Genomic DNA, 19546 nt, shown 5'->3' with positions numbered 1-19546 from the left:
GAGTCGCCCTATATAGGCGCGCTCCTGCCCCGGGCGCTCTTCGGAACGCCCACCGGTCGGGGAATAGCTCAGCCTGGTAGAGCACTGTCTTCGGGAGGCAGGGGCCGGAGGTTCGAATCCTCTTTCCCCGACCATTTTCACCTTCGGGTGAGCAGAACAACCCGGCGGAAACGCCGGGTTTTTTGTTGCCTATCGCACGCGCAAGAAAAAAGGCGAAGGTTCCACCCGAACCTCCGCCTGCCGATAGAGCTGCCTGAGCGGATCAGCCCGGCTTGTGGTTTTCCGGGCGGCCGTCAGGCAGCGTAAGCCCTTCCAACTGCTTCTCGGTCATGTTCTCGACAAAGGCGGGCGACAGCTTGCGCTCAAGCCGGCGGCACATGTCGGCCTGCTTGATCAGCCCTTGCGAGGCGGAGCGCAGCGCATTGCGATCCAGCGGAACATCGCCGGCCAGAAAATCGCGCACTTCCTTCTCGGAAACGCCCATGTAGCGCGCCATCACGCGCTGTCCGCCGACCGCGTCGACTGCCTGGGCAAAAATGGCGAGCTGGATATCCGGTTTCTGGGGCATGCCTCAGGCCATCACAGGGCGGCGCGGCCAAGTCAATTGCAGCGTCCCCCGCTTTCTGGGGCCCGGCTTTCTGGTCCCCGCCTATCCGCCGCGCAGAAGCTGCACGCCCCAATCCCGCTCGAACAGATAGAGCAGCAACCGCGCCGCCTCTCCGCGCGGGCCGGTAAGGCCACCGTCGCGCTCGATCAGCAACCGCGCATCATCATGGGCGAGCGGCAACAGCTTGGTGATCTGCTCAAGGCTGGCAATGCGGAACGGCGTATCGCCGGACTGCCGCGTACCCAGCAGTTCGCCGCCGCCGCGCAGTTGCAGATCCTCTTCCGCCAGCCGGAAACCGTCCTGCGTCTCGCGCATCAGGGCAAGGCGCTGGCGGGCGGTTTCGCTGAGTTGCTGGCCGCGCAGCAGCAGGCAGGTCGATTTCTCGCTGCCGCGCCCCACGCGCCCGCGCAATTGGTGAAGCTGGGCAAGGCCGAAACGCTCGGCCTGTTCGATAACCATCAGCGTTGCGTTCGGCACGTCCACGCCGACCTCGATCACCGTGGTCGCCACCAGCACCGAAGCCTCGCCGCTGGCGAAGCGCTCCATGCCCGCGTCCTTGGCCTCCGGCTTCAACTGCCCGTGAACGAGCACCACGGTATCGCCGAACCGCTCCTTCAACGTCGCATAGCGCGCTTCTGCCGCGGCCAGATCGTCGTTCTCGCTCTCGCTGACCATCGGGCAGACCCAATAGGCCTGCTGTCCGGTCTCGATATGCCGGGCGATCGCGCCGACGACATCGCCCATCCGCTCTACCGAAACGACGCGCGTATCGATCGCCTGGCGACCCGGCGGCAGTTCGTCGAGCTTGGAAACTTCCATCTCGCCATATTGCGCCAAAGTCAGCGTGCGCGGGATCGGCGTGGCGGTCATCGCCAAGGTATGCGGCGTCCGCCGCCCCTTGCGCGCCAGCATCAGCCGCTGGCCAACGCCGAAGCGGTGCTGCTCGTCGATCACCACCAGCGCCAGATTGCGGTAAGACACGGTATCCTGAAAGATCGCATGCGTGCCGACGACGATATTGATGGAGCCATCGATCAGCCCCATCAGAATCGCCTCCCGCGCCTTGCCCTTGTCGCGCCCGGTCAGCAGCGCAATTTGCACGCCCGTGCCCTGAAGCATTCGCGCCAGCGTCTCGTAGTGCTGGCGGGCAAGAATTTCGGTCGGCGCCAGCAAGGCCGCCTGCGAGCCCGCCTCCACCGCGATCAGCATGGCATTGAGCGCCACCACCGTCTTGCCCGCGCCCACATCGCCCTGAAGCAGCCGCAGCATCGGCGCCTGCTGCGCCACATCGCCCTCGATCTCGTCGATGGAGCGCTTCTGCGCGCCGGTCAGCGCGAAGGGCAGCTTCAGCTTAGCTCGCAGCGAGCCGTCGCCCTTCAGCGGCGTGCCCGACTGGCGGCGATTGCTCTCACGCACCAGCATCAGCGCCAGCGCGTTGGCCAGCAGTTCGTCATAGGCCAATCGGTCGCGCGCCGGGGCATTGGCGCCACGATGCGCCTCGATCACCGCCTCGCGCCACACGGGCCACTTCATCTTTGCGTAGAGGCCGGGCTCGACCCACTCCTCCAGTTCGGGCAGCACCTTCAGCGCCTGCTGGACCAGCCCCGCCACGCGCCCCTGCGTCAGCCCTTCGGACAGCGGATAGACCGCCTCACAAAGCCGCCCTACCGGCGCGGCACTGTCTTCGGAGACATGTTCCGGATGCACCATCTGGAGCATCTGGCCATACTGGTCGAGCCGACCTGCCACCCAACGCGTCTCGCCCACCGGCAATTGCTTCTTCGCGGTATAGGATGCGCGGCCGAAATAAGTGATCGTGCAAATATTGCCGATCGAGTCCTCGGCCACAACCCGGAACGGGCCCCGGCCGGACGGCGAGCGATGCTCACGCACGGTGAGCTGGACGATCACGTTCTCGCCCACGCTCGCCTCATCCAGATTGGTCACCGCGCGCCGTTCCACGAAACGGTCGGGCAGATGATAGGCAAGATCGCGGATGCGGGTGAGGCCAAGCTTTTCCAACGGACGCTTGAGCTTGGGGCCCACGCCGTCGAGGGAATCGGTTTCTACAAACAGGCAATTCAACGCTTCGGGCCGCATGGTCAGCCTCTTAGCGTGACTATGGCGCGTTTCGCCAGACCATTGGGGAACGGATTTGCGGACAGCCTCGTTGGCGAAAGTGAACCCACCAGCAAAGGAGAGACTTCCATGCTTCTACCGCACGGAACCGTTTTCGCGATCGTCGATGGCGAGAATTTCGAACTCTACCGCAATTCGGGCGCGGAAGCCGTCCCCAAGCTCACCGCGATCGATCCTCCCGCGCTGGAGGCCACCAATTTCAGCGCCGGCGCCCGCCGCAACGATGCGCCGAAGCGTCATCAGGCGCGTACCGGCGATGGCAGCAACGATTCGCTGGATGAAAGCGCCCATGCCGCCGCCGTGGCCGGATGGCTCAACCAGCAGGTGCTGGAAGGCGAAATCGCGGAACTGGTCATCGTCGCCGACCCGCGTTCGCTGGGGGAGATGCGGCGGCATTATCATAAGGAACTGAAAGCCACGCTGCGCGCCGAAGTGCCCAAGACGCTGACCGGCAGGCCCGCCAGCGAGATCATCAAGGTGATCCAGCGCTAATACCCAAAACTTGCTCATGACCGCGCCGTATCGTAACGGCGCGGTCATGACCGAACTCACCCCCGAGAGGCAGGGCCGGCTCGCCCGCCTCAAGTTCCGCGCCTGGCATCGCGGCACGCGCGAGGCCGACTACATGATCGGCTGCTACTTCGACAAATTCCACGCCGAATGGACCGAAGCCGAGATCACCCTCTTCGAAACGATGATCGAGGAAGAGGATGTCGACATCATGGCCTGGGCGCTGGGCACCCAAAGCATTCCCGAGGAATATCGCGGCCCCTTGATGGACCGCATGATGAAGCTCGATTACGTCGATATCCCGCGCTGATGCTTCGCCGCATCGACAAGCCGGGAACTCAGCAGGAGCGGCGGATGAGCCCATCTTTCAAACCCGCTCAGCCTGAGCTTGTCGAAGGCCTCGCAACAGCCAGATGACCGACTTCAATCGCATTCTCTCGGCGACCTCGCCCCTTACCCTCGCTTCGGTAACGCGCGGTGCCCAGCCGCTGGTCATGGCGGACCTTGCCCGCGCCGCGAAAGGCCGGGCGGTGTTCATCGCCGACAACGAAAGCGCCATGCGCGCCGTTGCCGAGGCCGCGCAGTTCTTTGCGCCGGAACTGGACGTCATCGAATTCCCCGCGTGGGATTGCCTTCCCTACGACCGCGCCAGCCCTGCCCTTTCGGTCAGCGCGCGTCGTCTGGCCGCCCTGCACCGGCTCCAGCTGAAGCGCACCGGTCCGCAGCTTCTCGTCACCACCGCCAATGCCGTGCTCCAGCGCGTGCTGACGCCGTTCCGCATTCGCGAATCGGTGCGCCTGCTCAAGCCCGGCGCGGAAATCGGCCATGAAAGCCTGATCGCGCTGCTGCGCCGTCAGGGCTACCAGCGCAGCGACACCGCGATCGACGCGGGCGAGTTCGCGGTGCGCGGCTCCATCTTCGACATCGTGCCCTCTGGCGTTGAGGGCGGCCTGCGGCTCGATTTCTTTGGCGACGAGCTGGAAACGCTGCGCCTGTTCGATACCGGCACCCAGCGCTCCACCGGCACCGTCCCCGATCACCTGCTGCTGCCCGCCAGCGAAGCGCTGGTGGACGAGGACAGCGTCAAGCGCTTCCGCAGCAGATACCGGGAGATGTTCGGCGCCAATGCCACGGCGGACCCGCTCTATCAGGCGGTCAGCGACGGCCGCCGGCTTGCCGGCATGGAACACTGGCTGCCGCTGTTCGAAGACCGTCTGGTCACGCTGTTCGATCATCTTTCAGACGACGATCTGCTGGTGATCGACAGCCCCGCGCTGGGCGCCGCGGACGAGCGCTTCACCGACATTGCGGACTATCACAAGGCCCGCCTTGAAACCTCCGGCCAGAAGGCGGGATCGTACCGCCCCCTGGCGACCGATGCGCTCTATCTGGGGCGCGAGGAGTTCGAACAGGCCGTTGCCGCCTTCCCGGTCCACCGCGCCGATCCTTTCGCGCAGCCCGAATCGAAGACGGTGATCGATTTCGGCTTCGGCAATGCCCGCGACTTCACGCCCGAGCGCGCGCGCGGCGACAATGCCTATGAGGCTGCGGCCAAACACCTTCACGCCGTCGCGAAATCAGGCAGCAAGGCGATCCTTGCTGCCTACTCCACCGGCAGCCGCGCCCGCCTTGTCTCGATCCTCGGTGAAGCACAAGGCCCGGAACCCAAGCTGGCCGACACCTGGCAGGAAGCGCTGGGCCTGGCCGTTCAGGGTCGCTCCGCCGCGCTGGTGCTGCCGCTGGAAACCGGCTTCACCAACGAATCCGTCGAAGTCGTCACCGAGCAGGACATTCTGGGCGACCGCCTTGTCCGCCGGAAGAAAAAGAAGAAGGATTCGGACGCCTTCCTCGCCGAACTGGCGGCACTGACGCCCGGCGACCTGATCGTCCACATGGACCACGGCATCGGTCGCTACGAAGGCCTGCAGTCGATCCCGGTCGGCAAGAGCCCGCACGACTGCGTGATGCTGACTTATGCGGGCGGCGACAAGCTCTACATCCCGGTCGAAAATCTCGACGTGCTCTCGCGCTACGGTAGCGAGGCGGAAGGCGTTCCGCTGGACAAGCTCGGCGGCGAGGCATGGCAGAAGCGCCGCGCCAAGCTGAAGGAACGCATCCGCGAGATCGCGGGCGAACTGATGAAGACCGCCGCCGCGCGCGCCCTGCGCGTCGCGCCGGCGCTGCTGCCCGAAAAGTCTTCCTACGATCAGTTCGTCGACAGGTTCCCCTGGCAGGAAACCGAGGATCAGGAACACGCGATAGACGACGTGCTCGGCGATCTGGCCGAAGGCAAGCCGATGGACCGCCTCGTCTGCGGCGACGTAGGCTTCGGCAAGACCGAAGTCGCCCTGCGCGCCGCCTTCGTCGCCGCCATGGCGGGCCAGCAGGTCGCCGTCGTCGCGCCGACCACCCTGCTCGCGCGCCAGCACTATTCGAGCTTTGCCGAACGCTTCAACGGCTTCCCGCTGGAAGTGGGCCGCCTCTCGCGCCTTGTGCCCGAAAAGGAAGCCAAGGCCACGCGCGAAGGCCTGACCGCCGGCACCATGGACGTGGTCTGCGGCACCCACGCGATCCTCTCGAAAACGGTCAATTTCAAGCGCCTCGGCCTCGTCATCGTCGACGAGGAACAGCGTTTCGGCGTCAATCACAAGGAGCGCCTGAAGCAGCTGCGCACCGACGTACACGTGCTGACGCTCACTGCCACGCCGATCCCACGCACGCTGCAGATGGCGATGTCGGGCCTGCGCGAACTCTCCACCATCCAGACCCCGCCGGTCGACCGCCTCGCCGTGCGTACTTACGTGATGGAGTGGGACGAGATGGTGATGCGTGAGGCTCTGCTGCGCGAACATCATCGCGGCGGCCAGAGCTTCATCGTCGTGCCGCGCATTACCGACATGGCCGAAGTCGAGGAATGGCTCGCCAAGAGTGTACCCGAAGTGAAGGTCATCTCCGCCCACGGCCAGATGAGCGCCGGCGAAGTGGAAGAGCGCATGAGCGCCTTCTATGAGGGCAAGTACGAGGTGCTGCTGTCGACCACGATCGTCGAGAGCGGCATCGACATTCCGCGCGCCAACACGATCATCATCCACCGCGCCGACCGTTTCGGCCTTGCCCAGCTCTATCAGCTGCGCGGGCGCGTGGGCCGATCCAAGCTGCGCGCCTATGCCTATCTGACCACGCCTGCGGGCCGGGCTCTGTCTGAGGTGGCCGAAAAGCGCCTCAAGGTCTTGAGCGACCTCGATTCGCTGGGTGCGGGCTTCCAGCTTGCCAGCCACGACCTCGACATTCGCGGCGCGGGCAACCTGCTGGGTGATGAGCAGTCCGGTCATATCCGCGAAGTCGGCTTCGAACTCTACCAGTCGATGCTGGAGGACGCGATCCTCGAAGCCCGCGCGGGCGGCGTCGGGCTGGAGAAGGACACTTCGGGCCTGTCTCCGCAGATCACGGTGGAAGCGCCGATCATGATCCCGGAGGACTACGTTCCCGATCTGGCCGTGCGCATGGCGCTCTATCGCCGCCTCAACGATGCCGACAGCAAGGACGAGATCGAATCGCTCTCGGCCGAAATGATCGACCGCTTCGGGCCCTTGCCGCAGGCCACGGCGAACCTGGTCCAGCTTATCCAGATCAAGCGCCAGGCGATCGAGGCGCATATCGCCAAGATCGACGTGGGACCGCGCGGCACGCTGGTCAGCTTCCACAACGACAGCTTCCCGAACCCGGTGGGCCTTATCGCTTATGCCGAGCGGCTTCAGGGCGCGGTCAAGCTGCGGCCGGACAACAAGCTGGTGCTGCAACGCGCCTGGGGCGATCCCAAGAGCCGCCTCAACGGCTTGCTGCAACTGACCAAGGGCCTCGCAGCGGTGGCGCGGAAGGGCTGACTTTATCCCGAGGAGCGCGCCAGCTTGGCGAACATTGCCACGCTCATCGGCTGCGCGCGCAGGAAGCCCTGATAATACGTGCAGCCCTCTCGCGCGGCGACCTTGCGCTGGGCTTCTTCCTCGATGCCTTCCGCAATCACCTCAAGGTCCAGCGCTTTGGCCATGGCGACGATGGCGCGCAGCACGGCCACGTCGCGCTTGTCGCTCGTGATGCCGTCGATCATCGAACGATCGAGCTTGAGGTAGTGAATCGGCAGGACCTTGAGGTAGCGGAAGTTGCAGAACCCCGCGCCGAAATCGTCCAGCGCGATGCGGATACCCTGCGCGGAGAACTCCGCCATGATCTGCGCGGCCTGGGTAATATCGCCGATCAGGGCCTGCTCGGTCACTTCAAGCGTAAGCCGGCGCGGTGCGAAGCCGCTGGCCCGCACCAGATCGAGCATCTGGCGCGTATAGTTGCCGAAGGCGAGGTCCGCCGGGGTGACGTTGATCGAAAGGCGCAGGTTCTTCGGCCAGCTTCCCGCCGCCGAAAGCGCCTTGGTGGCGATATGGCGGGAAAGCGGGGCCATATGGTCCGCCCTCTCGGCAATCGCGAAAAGCGCGCCGGCGCCGATTCGGCCCAGTTGCGGATGCTTCCAGCGCGCCAGCGCCTCGGCCCCGGTCAATCGGTCGTCGGCAAGGCTGAACTGGGGCTGGAACAGAATCTCAATCTCGTCGCGATCGATCGCGCCCAGCAGGTCCGCTTCCAGTTGCGCGGCGGAATGGCCGGGCGGGCTGGCCTCTCCATCGGCCCAGGCCAGCATCGTTCCCTGCTGGTCGCGCAGCGAATCCAGCGCGTGACTTAGGCGATCCAACATAGAATCCACGCTTTCATCAGCCAGAGTTCGCACCAGCGCGATGCGCGGCGACAGGCGAAGGACGCCCGAAGGCACGGTGACCGGGCGCGAGACCGCCTCGGCAAGCTGATCGGCGATCAGTTGCCAGCGTTCGCGGCTGCACGCCTCGTTGGCGACCAACATGAAGGAGCCGCCGCCGGCACGCGCCAGCAGCCAGTACCCGTCCAGTTCCTCACCGGCAAAATGCGCGATGCGGCTGGCGACTTCGGCAAGCGCGCCGTCACCCGCGTCGGCACCATAGGCCATGTTGATCGCGTCGAGCCGACGCAGGCCCAGCAGCATCGCGTGGATGTGTGCCGAGCCCGATTCGTCGCCCAGACGCCATCCCGCAACGCGCTCTCGCACGGCATCCAGTCCGGGAATCCCGGTCAACCTGTCTTCAAGCGCCCGGGCCTTGCCCTGTGGCGCCCCATCCCTTCTTGAGCCCATGGCCGCCTCCTTAGCGCAACGCCCTTGCCAAAGCCTTCAAAATTCGAAAGGTCCGCCGGAAGGATGACGGAGGCGCAATCGCCGCGCCTTTGAGGAATATGAAAATGACTGAAGAACCCCGGCTGGCCCTAATCGTCTCTGACAGCGCGAAGGCGCAGGAAGGCGCAGAGGCCCTGCGCGATGCCCACAAGTGGGTCAGCCCAGAAGAAGCGGACGTGCTGGTCGTCATGGGCGGCGACGGCTTTCTGCTGCACGTCCTGCACGAAATGCTGGATCGCGACAGTATCAAGCCGGTTTACGGCATGAACCTAGGCACCGTGGGCTTCCTGATGAACGGCCCGCACGATCACATCCCGATCATCCACCGGGTGATGGAGGCCCACCGCGTGCCGGTGACGCCGCTGCGCATGTACGCAGTCAGCAACGACGGGCGCGAGTACAAATACTACGCGATCAACGAAGTCTCCCTGCTTCGCGAAACGCGCCAGACCGCCAAGCTGGAAGTGCGCATCAACGGCCGCGTTCGGATGGAGGAACTGGTGGGCGACGGCGTGCTGGTGGCAACGCCGGTGGGCTCCACCGCCTATAACCTTTCCGCCGACGGCCCGATCCTGCCGCTGGGCGCGCCGATGCTGGCGCTAACGCCGCTCAGCCCCTTCCGTCCCCGCCGCTGGAAAGGCGCTATCCTGCCCGAAAGCGCCGAAGTGGAATTCCACGTCCGCGAATCCGAAAAGCGCCCCGTCGCCGCCGTGGCCGACCAGAAGGAAGTCCGCGATGTGAAGTCGGTGCGAATCCGTGCCACTTATGAAAAGGAACTGACCCTTCTGTTCGACCCCGGTTTCACGCTGGAGGAACGCATTTTCGCCGAACAGTTCCAGGTCTGAAACCCCACGCAAAACGGCGAATTCCCGGGCGCTTGCGTATAAAATCGCAGGCTGTGGAAAAATTTTCGCAGCATTTTGGTCGTGATCAGGGTTGCCAATCCCGATGGCACTGTTATAGGCGCACCCCTGCCCGCCGGTGGAGACACTGATAGGCCGGTCCCCGATAGCTCAGCGGTAGAGCATTCGACTGTTAATCGAATGGCCGTAGGTTCGAATCCTACTCGGGGAGCCACTTCTTTCTGAAGGGTTCGAAGCGGTGCCTAGGCACCGGAAGCAACTCTTCCGCCCAGCGGTGGAAACACCGACAGGCCGGTCCCCGATAGCTCAGTGGTAGAGCATTCGACTGTTAATCGAATGGCCGTAGGTTCGAATCCTACTCGGGGAGCCATACCTCCTGCCCGGCGCCTTCCTGCGCGCCTCCTCCACATTAACCGACGGCCTTCCACCATCTGTGGCGGGGAAACCACGCCTGCGCGTTGAAAGCCCCTTGGCGTTGACATGCAGCAATGTGCCTCTATGCACACTGCTATTGCAAGTCACTCGCATTATCGAAGGAGGATTTAAGTGCCCATCAAGCAGGGGGTCGCACAGGGGGCCTGGTCGGCAAGCCGTCATCATCGCAAGGTTTTTCGCGCCGCAACATCGCGGATTGCAATGGCGGCGCCCCTGATGGCAGCCGCTGCCATCGCCTTTGCGCCGGCCGCATGGGCGGCTGAAGCAGACGAAAACGCCCGTGACCGTGAGATTCTGGTGACCGGCACGGCAACGGACTACGGCGTCGACACGCAGAACAGCACGACGCGCCTCAACATCTCGCTGCGCGAAACCCCGCAGGCGGTGAGTGTGATCACTCGTGCCCAGATCGATGATTTCGGCCTCAACACCGTGGACAGCCTGCTCCGCCGCGCCACCGGCGTGAACGTGGACAGCGCCGAGACCGACCGCACCTATTACAATGCGCGCGGGTTCGACATCGTCAACTTCCAGTTCGACGGGATCGGCCAGCCGCTCAGCTACGGCCTCCAGAACGGCCAGATCGATACCTCGATCTTCGAGCGCGTGGATATCGTGCGCGGCGCCACCGGCCTGCTCTCACAGACCGGCAACCCCTCCGCCGCGATCAACTTCGTGCGCAAGCGCCCGACCAAGGATCTGGGCGGCACTGCCAGCCTCAGCTACGGTTCGTACAACGAGATCCGGGGCGACGTGGACGTCAACACCCCGCTGAACGAGGATGGGTCCATCCGCACGCGCTTCGTCGCTTCCTATCAGGACGGCGATTCCTATCTCGATTACTACCACACCTCGCGCCTGACGCTTTACGGCGTCGCCGCCGCCGATCTCGGCCCGAACACCGTCGCCACGGTCGGCTACTCCTGGCAGGAAAGCGATCCGCGCGGCGTCAGCTGGGGCGCCCTGCCCTTCACCAATCTGGACGGAACGCCCGCGAACTATCCGCGCTCGACCAACTCCGCGCAGCCCTGGTCGACCTGGTACTCGCTGGACCGCAACCTGTTCGGCGACGTGACCCACGATTTCGGCAATGGCTGGGTCGGCAAGGTTTCCGTGCTGCGCCGCGCGCGCAATCAGGATTCCAAGCTGTTCTACGTCTATTACGGTGCGGATTCGCTGGTCGCCTATCCCGGCGCCTATCTCGACAAGCTGCGCGAGACGACGGTCGATGCCAACATCACCGGCAAGATCAATGTCGCCGGGCGTGAGCATGACGTGGTTCTGGGCGTGAACTACGGCCAGTCGCGACTGGTGGAGCAGGAATCGGTCGACGCCGATGCCATCGGCACCCCGCTGCCCGGCAACACCGCCTTCGAAGGCAGCTTCCCCTATCCGAACTGGGGCGACTACAGCGTCACGGCCGATTACACCACCAAGATCGCCAGCGCTTACGGCCTTGTCCGCCTGTCACTCGCCGATCCGCTGAAGCTGATGGTGGGCGCCAACGTCACCAATGCGAAGCGCAGCGGCACCAGCTACGACGCGCCGTTCGATTTCGACAAGACGAAGTTCCTGCCCTTCGCCGGCCTGACTTTCGACCTCACCCACAACCTCACCGCCTATGCCAGCTATGCGACGATCTTCAGCCCGCAGGTCTACCTGACGGCCGATCATTCGAACATCGCGCCGCTGGAGGGCAAGACGTACGAGGCCGGCATCAAGGGCGAATGGAACGGCGGCAAGCTGACCGCCGCCGTCGCCGTGTTCAAGACGCAGCAGGACAATGTCGCCCAATCGATCGGCTTCGATCCCGACATTCTCCAGACGATCTACGAAGCCGTCGATGCCAAATCGCACGGCGTCGAGGTGGACGTCTCCGGCGAAGTCTTCGCCGGCATGCAAGTCTCAGGCGGCTATGCCTGGACCGATATCGAGGATGACGCAGGCAACAACGCACGCGCCTTCATCCCGCGCCATACGGTGCGCCTGAACGCCAGCTACACCCCGCAGTTCTTCAACGACCTGCGCCTGGGTGCCTCGGCCCGGTATCAGAGCAAGATCCACAACGACTACATTTCGCAGTCCGAATACGTGATCGTCGACCTGATGGCGCGCTATCAGGTGACGAAGAACGTCTCGCTCGCAGTCAACCTCGATAACCTGACCAACGTGAAGTACTGGACCAGCCTCCAGTGGGATCAGGCCTATTACGGCGCGCCGCGTACCGTGCGCGGCACGCTGGGCGTCAGCTTCTGACATAGAGAAAGGGGCCGCGACATCATGCCGCAGCCCCTTGAAGATCTCTCCAGGGAACGGCGGTCGCTGCAGATGCAACGGCCGCCGTTTTCCGTTTCGCCTTACGCCAGAGCGCCGTGGCAGTGCTTGTACTTCTGGCCCGAACCGCACGGGCACAGGGCGTTGCGGCTGATCGGCAGGTCCGCATAGGGATTCTCACCCGCGGCGCCCGCACCGACGCCGGCCTGCGGGCTGCCCGCCAGCGAACCGAACAGTTCAGGCATCAGCGCCGAACCGTCGCCGTCGTTCGAGTTGTCGATGCCGGTCAGCGGATCGATGTGGCCGGTCAGGAAGTCCGGCAGTTCCGGAAGCTGCACCGGCTCCGGAATCTGCAGCTGGCTGACCGAGAGAATGCGCGTCACGTCCTCACGGATCGTTTCCAGCATACGTTCGAACAGGCCGAAGGCTTCGGTCTTGTACTCGTTGATCGGCGTCTTCTGGGCATAGGCGCGCAGGAACACCACCTGACGCAGTGCATCCAGCGTGGCGAGGTGCTCCTTCCAGTAGTGGTCGATACGGTCGAGCAGGATCGACTTTTCGACCTGACGCCAGATCGCCGGATCGTCGTTCGCCATCTTCTCGGCCATGTGCGCTTCGGCCATGGCGGCAATGCGCTCCTCGACGAGTTCGGGATCGATGCCGTCCTCGTCGATCCACGCTTCAAGCGGCACCTCCAGGGAGAGCAGTTCGGCCGCCTTGGCCTTGAGGCCCTCGACATTCCAGTGCTCCGGGTACGAACCCTGCGGGCAGGCATCTGCAACAATGGTGTTGACGGTGTCAGTGCGCATGTCGACCACGACATCGTCCACGGTCTCGGCATCCATGATGTCCGAACGCTGCTCGTAGATCACCTTGCGCTGGTCGTTCATCACGTCGTCGTATTCGACGACCTGCTTGCGCACTTCATAGTTGCGCGCCTCAACCTTCTTCTGCGCGGTCTCGATCGCCTTCGACAGCCACTTGGACCCGATCGCCTCGCCATCGGCCAGGTTGCTGTTCATCATCTTGGCGAACAGCGTGTCCGGACCGAAGATGCGCAGCAGATCGTCCTCAAGGCAGAGGTAGAACTTCGAAAGGCCCGGATCGCCCTGACGGCCCGAACGGCCGCGCAGCTGGTTGTCGATGCGGCGGCTTTCGTGACGCTCGGTACCGATCACGCAGAGACCGCCGGCGGCCAGCACCAGACGCTTCTGCTCGCCGACTTCCGCCTTGATCTTGGCAATGGCTTCGTCGCGCTCAGGCCCTTCGGGCATGTCGCGCAGCTCGTCCTCGACGCGGAACTCGACGTTGCCGCCGAGCTGGATGTCGGTACCGCGACCGGCCATGTTGGTGGCGATCGTCACGGCGCCAAGGCTGCCTGCCTGCGCGACGATATGCGCTTCCATCTCGTGGAAACGGGCATTCAGCACCGAGTGCTTGACGCCTTCCTTGGTCAGGAAGTCCGACAGCAGTTCCGACTTCTCGATCGACACCGTGCCGACGAGGACGGGCTGGCCGATCTCGTGCTTTTCGCGGATCAGCTTGGCGATGGCGCCGAACTTGTCGAGCGTGTTCTTGTAGAACTCGTCCTCCTCATCGATGCGCTGGATCGGCACATTGGTCGGGATGGTGACGACGTTCATCTTGTAGATGTCGTAGAACTCGGCCGCCTCGGTGGCGGCCGTGCCGGTCATGCCCGAAAGCTTCGGGTACATGCGGAAATAGTTCTGGAACGTGATCGAGGCGAGCGTCTGGTTCTCCGGCTCGATCCGCACGCCTTCCTTGGCCTCCACCGCCTGATGCAGGCCGTTCGACCAGCGGCGGCCGTCCATCATGCGTCCGGTGAACTCGTCGATGATGACGACCTTGTCGTCCTTCACGATATAGTCCGTATCGCGCTTGAACATGACCACGGCCTTCAGGCTCTGGTCGAGGTGGTGAACCACCTGCGTGTTCTCGACGTCGTAGAGGTTCGAACCGACCAGCAGGCCGGCGGCTTCGAGCATACGCTCCGCCTTTTCCACGCCGTCTTCGGTCAGGCTGATGTTCTTGGTCTTCTCGTCGGTCTCGTAGTCCTCCGGAAGGAACTGCTTAACGACGGCATCGACCTGGATGTAGAGTTCCGATTTGTCGTCGGTGGGGCCGGAGATGATCAGCGGCGTGCGCGCTTCGTCGATCAGGATTGAGTCGACTTCGTCGACGATCGCGAAGTTGAAGGGGCGCTGCACCATCTGGCTGCGCTCATGCTTCATGTTGTCGCGCAGGTAGTCGAAACCGAATTCGTTGTTGGTGCCGTAAGTGATGTCGGCGCCATAGGCTTCGCGGCGTTCGTACTCGTTGAGGTTGGGCACGATCACGCCGACGGTGAGGCCCAGGAAACCGTGCAGCTTGCCCATCTGCTCCGCGTCGCGGCGGGCGAGGTAGTCGTTGACGGTGACGACGTGAACGCCCTTGCCTTCCAGCGCGTTCAGGTAGGTCGCGGTGGTGGCGACCAGCGTCTTGCCTTCACCCGTGCGCATTTCCGCGATTTCGCCGCGGTGGAGCACGATGCCGCCGATCAGCTGCACGTCGAAGTGACGCATGCCGAACACGCGCTTCGAAGCTTCGCGCACCGTGGCGAACGCTTCCGGCATGATCTGGTCAAGCGTGCTGCCTTCGGACAGCTGGTGACGGAACTTGGCGGTCTGCGCGGCCAGTTCGTCGTCGCTCATCGCCTCAAGGACGGATTCGAAAGCGTTGATCTGGGCGACGATCTTGTCGAGCGACTTGACGTAGCGGTCGTTGGACGAGCCGAAAATGGACTTGGCGAGTGCGCCGAACATGGCGGGAATCCCTGTTTTTCGTTTTAAGTCATGAAAGTCGGATATGCGCGCAGCCGCCCTTGGCGGAGCGCGTGAATAGGTTTCGCGAAGGTGCGAATGAAGCCGGCGCGCTTATTCGCGCGCGCGGTCTATCCCGGTCAGAACCGAAGGCACCGCCGGCGAATCCGGCACCGCGACAAGCGGCGGCGCGTGGCGGCGGGTGTTGCGCAGGCCCGGTTCGGGCAATTGCGCCAGGGCAACCGGCGCGCGCGGCGCCTTGGCGGCCACGGCAGCTTCGGTAAGTACCACCTGCAGGCTGGCCACCTGTGACGCACGCGCCTCTGCAGGGCCGATCTGCGCGGCAAGGCCCGTCAGCAGGGCCAGCAGGGTGAGTAGCAGGCGGTTTGCCATGGCGGATCAGATAGGGGCCGCTTTCCGCCCTGTCCACACAAGAGAGCGCCGTAGCCCGATTTACGCACGGAAGATCGCCGCGATACTTGCGAGGCGCTCGGTAATTACAGCGTCTCTTGACCTGTCATGGCCATGCGCTACGCACCCGCCATGGCCTATCCCACCTCCCCGCTCGCCTCGCCCTTCCCCGCCATGCCGCCGATCGCCGGCGTTACCCCGCACGTCGTGCGTGCCGGGTACAAGGACTGGGGGCGATGCGACCTGACTTACGTGGAACTGGACGAAGGCACCGCCGTCGCCGGCGTGTTCACCAAGAACCTGTGCTGCTCCAGCGAAGTCGAACTGGGCCGTGACAATGTGAAGCAAGGCCATGCCCGCGCGCTGGTCGTCAACGCGGGCAATTCCAACGCCTTCACCGGCTATCGCGGGCGCGAGGCAGTGGAGCAGATCATGGATCAGGTCGCCGCCCATGTCGCCTGCCCGCGCGAGCAGGTCTTCGTCTCCTCCACCGGCGTGATCGGCGTGCCGCTGCCCAAGGACAAGGCCCGCGAAGGCGTGGAGAAGGCGCTCACCGCAGAGCCCTGCTCGTGGGAGGACGTGGCGAACACCATCTCCACCACCGACACTTTCGCCAAGGGCGCCACGGCCACCGCGATGATCGGCGACACTAAGGTCACTCTCGCCGCCGTCATCAAGGGATCGGGCATGATCGCGCCGGACATGGCGACGATGCTCGGCTACATTTTCACCGATGCCGCCGTGGAGCCTGCCTTCCTGCAGGAATGCCTCTCCGCCGCGAACTTCCGCACGTTCTCATGCATCACCGTCGATTCGGACACCTCGACCAGCGACACCGTGCTCGCCTTCGCCACCGGCAAGGCCGGCAACGCGCCGCTCTCCTCGATCGCCTCGCCCGGCGCCCATGCCTTTGCCGCCGCGATCCATGACGTTTGCCGCCAGCTCGCCCACCTCGTCGTACGCGATGGTGAAGGTGCGCAGAAGTTCATCGAAGTGGCCGTTTCCGGCGCGGTTTCCGACGAGAGCGCCCGCAAGGTCGGCATGGCCATCGCCAACTCGCCGCTGGTGAAGACCGCCATCGCAGGGGAAGATGCCAACTGGGGCCGCGTCGTCATGGCCGTGGGCAAGGCGGGCGAACCCGCCGACCGCGACAAGCTCTCCATCGGCTTCGGCGGCACCTGGGCCGCGCGTGAGGGCCTGCCGCTCGCCGACTATGACGAAGCCCCCGTCGCCGCCCACCTCAAGGGGCAGGACGTGACCATCGAGGTCGACCTTGGCCTTGGCGAAGGCGCCGCCACCGTGTGGACCTGCGATCTGACGCACGGCTACATCTCGATCAACGCCGACTATCGGAGCTGAGCGTGCCCGCACCCGTGTTCACGATCTGGGGTCGCCTGAACTCCCACAACGTCAAGAAAGTCGCCTGGTTCGCCGAGGAACTGGGCCTGAACTACGTCCGCCACGATATCGGCGGCCAGTTCGGCTACACCGAGGAGTACCTCGCCAAGAACCCGAACCGGCTGGTGCCGATGATCGAGGACGGCAAGCTCTCGCTTTGGGAATCGAATGCAATCCTGCGCTACATGGCGGCCGAGTACGGCGGTGAGCGCTGGTTCCAGGGCGATCCCATCGACCGGGCGCTGGCCGACCGCTGGATGGACTGGCAGATCACTTACGCCGACGCCCAGCGCCTGCCCTTCCTCTCGATGGCCCGCATCCCGCAAAGCGAGTGGGACATGCCCGCCATCGAACGCGACGTGAAGGCCTGCGCCGTCCAACTCACTGTTCTGGAGCGCTACCTCTCCGAAAAGCAGTGGCTCTCCGGCGGGCAATTCGGCATCGGCGACATTCCCATGGGCGTCTATGCCTACACGTGGTTCTCGCTTCCGTTCGAGAAGCCCGAGTTCCCGGCCTTGGCCGAATGGTACGCCCGCATCCGTGAGCGCAAGGGTTATGCCCAGCAGGTCATGATCCCGCTGACCTGATTCCGTTCGCCTGATCCTCCCGCTTCAAAGGCCTCCCGCATGATCACCCCTTCGCTCAACGCCGCAGTCGAAACCATCATGCGCGAGGTCACTCGGGATGTGATCCTGCCGCACTACCAGTCGCTGTCGAGCGAGCAGATCATCAGCAAGGCGGTGAACGACGTCGTTACCGTGGCCGACCGCGAGAGCGAGGCGATCCTGGCCGAGCGCCTCACCGCCCTGCTCCCCGAAGCCGCTGTCGTGGGCGAGGAAGCCACCTTCGCGGACGAGGACGAACTGCTGAAGCTCAAGGACCGGCTCTGCTGGATCGTCGATCCGCTGGACGGCACCAACAACTTCGCATCCGGCAAGGCCCCGTTCGGCATGCTAATCGCGCTGGCAGACAAGGGCGAGACGCTGAGCGGCTGGATTCTCGACTGCCTGACCGGCCGCTTCTGCCGCGCCTCCGTCAATGGCGGCGCCTGGGTGAACGAGGAACGCCTGACTGCCCGCGCCACCGGAGAGCAGCCGCCCGTCGCCGCGATCTCGCTGATCTTCACGCAGGAATCGCGCCGCGAGCAAATGCGCAGCGAAATCGCCCCGCATTACCGCATGGTCGACATCCCCCGCTGCGCCGCAGAGCAATACCCGCGCCTCGCGCTCGGCCAGAACGACGTGGCGATCTTCGAACGCACCCTGCCGTGGGACCACGCCGCTGGTGCGCTGTTCCTGAACGAAGCCGGCGGCAAGTGCGCCCGCCCGGACGGCAGCCCCTATCGCGTGGACGAGATCGGCCGCAAAGGCCTGATCGGCGCCGCCAGCACAGCACTGTTCGAAGACCTTGCCACCCGGCTCGCCGCACTGGATGAGTGAGTCTCACAAAGTGACACTTCGGTTGACACAGTTGACACGGTCCAGAGGAGAAAGTGTCACCTTCTGCCGAAGTGTCACCTTGCAGTGCCTAAATCACTGAATTACGACGATTTCAAAGAGATCGCTCGCCGTAGGATATGGCAAATTCGGCCCCTGTAGGAAAATCGTTTCTCCTTCAGCGCACACTCTCGTCCAAAGCTACCGGGCCTTCTCCAGCGAGCAAGCCCCGGTTCTCTCGCCTCTTACCGACCAGCGCATGATGTCTGGCGGCGTCCTTTGCTGGCCTATTCCCGGTGCATCCAGCAGGTTCATCAGCGGCTCCCTGCGGTTCTCGAAATCGAGCTTCAGCGCCGAACCGCCGTAATTTCCCGAAACGTACATCATCAACAGCGTCTGGAAGCGAGTCACGCTGCCCGTGCTCTCATCCTTCGAACTGGCGTATCCGCCCTGGCAGGTCTGCGTCGCCCGCAATTGCCCTTCGCCCAGACGCATCTTCAACGGACGGCACTCGGTCGTTCCGGCAGCCTGCGAACGCCCCTCGCCCACCAGCAGGCGTACGAAATCCTCCACTTGCGTATCGGCAAGGCAGAAGTGCCACTCGCGGTCCTTGCCAACGGCCATGGCCGTGTCGCCCCCGTCGAGACTTTTACCGATGCGATAGGACCGCGAAATCGTGACGAGCCAATCGCCGCCCTGCATCGTCCTTTGCTCACGGCTGCCTTCCACGACGATATCCTGCGGATCGGAACCACCCTGCGCCTGCGTGGACCAGACCGAGGCCGCCATCAGGAAAACCGGAACCGCACGGAACCAATGCATGGCAAGTCCTCTGCTCGTTATCATCCGCAATGGCATGTCCCTGCGGGTGAAGAGCTTAGAATTATGGAAGAAATACCAACAAACGCAATGTCCTGGCTTTTCCTGTAATAACCGCGAAGGGCAAAGAAAAACCCCCTCCACCTCGCGGCGGAAGGGGTTTTTGATCCAGTGGAGACGATAGTGTCCCCGGCGAACTCTTAGAGTTCGCCTTCGAGCCAGCCCTTGAGCGCGCTCTTGGGTGCGGCGCCCAGCTTCTGAGCGACGGGCTTGCCGTCCTTGAACAGCACCATCAACGGGATCGACTTCACGCCGATTTCGGCGGGAATGCCGGTGTTGGCCATGATGTCCATCTTGGCGATGGTCACCTTCTCGCCCAGTTCGTCGCTGATCTCTTCGAGAGCGGGGCCGATCATCTTGCAGGGACCGCACCAGTCGGCCCAGAAATCGACGAGAACGGGCTTGTCCGACTTCAGAACGTCGGTTTCGAAGCTGGCATCGGTAACGGCAATGGTCGCCATGAACTTGAACTCCTCGGGGGTATCTCGGGTTGAACGCAATCTAGGGACGAATTGTTTCGTGGCAAC

The 19546-nt window shown here is 64.0% G+C and carries 15 protein-coding genes and 3 tRNA genes; 11 read left to right on the top strand and 7 right to left on the bottom strand.

Annotated elements, in window-relative coordinates:
• Positions 1-57: 57 nt before the first annotated feature.
• Positions 58-134, top strand: a tRNA-Pro gene (locus ACZ1JV_RS17155).
• 128 nt (positions 135-262) lie between these two features.
• Here the strand turns inward: ACZ1JV_RS17155 and ACZ1JV_RS17150 are convergent.
• Together ACZ1JV_RS17150 and recG are read right to left on the bottom strand one after the other, a co-directional pair.
• Positions 263-568: a helix-turn-helix domain-containing protein gene (locus tag ACZ1JV_RS17150; protein WP_465138308.1), complete on the bottom strand. Its 306-nt coding sequence runs from the start codon at positions 566-568 to the stop codon at positions 263-265.
• An 81-nt stretch (positions 569-649) separates the two neighbouring features.
• Entirely contained in the window at positions 650-2707 is a 2058-nt protein-coding gene (recG, locus tag ACZ1JV_RS17145) for an ATP-dependent DNA helicase RecG (protein ID WP_465152506.1), read from the bottom strand.
• 108 nt (positions 2708-2815) lie between these two features.
• Between recG and ACZ1JV_RS17140 the strand changes: the two genes are divergently transcribed.
• The 3 genes from ACZ1JV_RS17140 (at position 2816) to mfd (ending at position 7140) form a co-directional block, all read left to right on the top strand.
• Positions 2816-3238: a baeRF12 domain-containing protein gene (locus ACZ1JV_RS17140; RefSeq protein ID WP_465152505.1), complete on the top strand. Its 423-nt coding sequence runs from the start codon at positions 2816-2818 to the stop codon at positions 3236-3238.
• 16 nt (positions 3239-3254) lie between these two features.
• Positions 3255-3566 (top strand): FAD assembly factor SdhE, encoded by a 312-nt coding sequence (locus ACZ1JV_RS17135; protein WP_465152504.1) that lies wholly within the window; start codon positions 3255-3257, stop codon positions 3564-3566.
• A 103-nt stretch (positions 3567-3669) separates the two neighbouring features.
• Complete coding sequence (gene mfd / locus ACZ1JV_RS17130) at positions 3670-7140, top strand: transcription-repair coupling factor (RefSeq protein ID WP_465152503.1); 3471 nt, start codon at positions 3670-3672, stop codon at positions 7138-7140.
• A gap of 2 nt (positions 7141-7142) precedes the next feature.
• Here the strand turns inward: mfd and ACZ1JV_RS17125 are convergent, their stop codons facing one another.
• Positions 7143-8465 carry an EAL domain-containing protein gene (locus tag ACZ1JV_RS17125; protein WP_465138303.1) on the bottom strand — a complete coding sequence of 441 codons (1323 nt, stop codon included), beginning with the start codon at positions 8463-8465 and terminating at the stop codon, positions 7143-7145.
• A 104-nt stretch (positions 8466-8569) separates the two neighbouring features.
• On the opposite strand from ACZ1JV_RS17125, the gene ACZ1JV_RS17120 reads away from it, so the two are divergent.
• From ACZ1JV_RS17120 to ACZ1JV_RS17105, 4 genes are all read left to right on the top strand, one after another.
• Positions 8570-9349, top strand: a complete 780-nt coding sequence (locus ACZ1JV_RS17120) for an NAD kinase (RefSeq protein ID WP_465138302.1) — start codon at positions 8570-8572, stop codon at positions 9347-9349.
• A 157-nt stretch (positions 9350-9506) separates the two neighbouring features.
• Positions 9507-9581, top strand: a tRNA-Asn gene (locus ACZ1JV_RS17115).
• A gap of 81 nt (positions 9582-9662) precedes the next feature.
• A tRNA-Asn gene (locus tag ACZ1JV_RS17110) sits at positions 9663-9737 on the top strand.
• Positions 9738-10018: 281 nt separating this feature from the next.
• On the top strand, positions 10019-12058 hold the full coding sequence (locus ACZ1JV_RS17105; protein WP_465152502.1) for a TonB-dependent siderophore receptor: 2040 nt from the start codon (positions 10019-10021) through the stop codon (positions 12056-12058).
• 101 nt (positions 12059-12159) lie between these two features.
• Here the strand turns inward: ACZ1JV_RS17105 and secA are convergent, their stop codons facing one another.
• The gene (gene secA, locus ACZ1JV_RS17100) at positions 12160-14898 is read right to left on the bottom strand and encodes a preprotein translocase subunit SecA (RefSeq protein WP_465152501.1); all 2739 of its coding nucleotides are present in this window, start codon (positions 14896-14898) and stop codon (positions 12160-12162) included.
• A gap of 111 nt (positions 14899-15009) precedes the next feature.
• Positions 15010-15288 carry a hypothetical protein gene (locus tag ACZ1JV_RS17095; RefSeq protein ID WP_465138299.1) on the bottom strand — a complete coding sequence of 93 codons (279 nt, stop codon included), beginning with the start codon at positions 15286-15288 and terminating at the stop codon, positions 15010-15012.
• A 150-nt stretch (positions 15289-15438) separates the two neighbouring features.
• On the opposite strand from ACZ1JV_RS17095, the gene argJ reads away from it, so the two are divergent.
• From argJ to ACZ1JV_RS17080, 3 genes are read left to right on the top strand one after another with little or no spacing between them, the layout of a single operon-like run.
• Positions 15439-16665 (top strand): bifunctional glutamate N-acetyltransferase/amino-acid acetyltransferase ArgJ, encoded by a 1227-nt coding sequence (gene argJ / locus ACZ1JV_RS17090; protein WP_465152596.1) that lies wholly within the window; start codon positions 15439-15441, stop codon positions 16663-16665.
• A 2-nt stretch (positions 16666-16667) separates the two neighbouring features.
• On the top strand, positions 16668-17291 hold the full coding sequence (locus tag ACZ1JV_RS17085; protein ID WP_465152500.1) for a glutathione S-transferase family protein: 624 nt from the start codon (positions 16668-16670) through the stop codon (positions 17289-17291).
• A gap of 39 nt (positions 17292-17330) precedes the next feature.
• On the top strand, positions 17331-18143 hold the full coding sequence (locus ACZ1JV_RS17080; protein WP_465152499.1) for an inositol monophosphatase family protein: 813 nt from the start codon (positions 17331-17333) through the stop codon (positions 18141-18143).
• A gap of 198 nt (positions 18144-18341) precedes the next feature.
• Here the strand turns inward: ACZ1JV_RS17080 and ACZ1JV_RS17075 are convergent, their stop codons facing one another.
• Together ACZ1JV_RS17075 and trxA are read right to left on the bottom strand one after the other, a co-directional pair.
• Positions 18342-18962 carry a hypothetical protein gene (locus tag ACZ1JV_RS17075; RefSeq protein ID WP_465152498.1) on the bottom strand — a complete coding sequence of 207 codons (621 nt, stop codon included), beginning with the start codon at positions 18960-18962 and terminating at the stop codon, positions 18342-18344.
• A gap of 197 nt (positions 18963-19159) precedes the next feature.
• Entirely contained in the window at positions 19160-19480 is a 321-nt protein-coding gene (gene trxA, locus ACZ1JV_RS17070) for a thioredoxin (RefSeq protein ID WP_465138295.1), read from the bottom strand.
• Positions 19481-19546: the final 66 nt, after the last annotated feature.

The organism is Novosphingobium sp. BL-S-19 (assembly GCF_055521675.1).
This window is presented reverse-complemented; position numbering and strand designations above follow the sequence as displayed.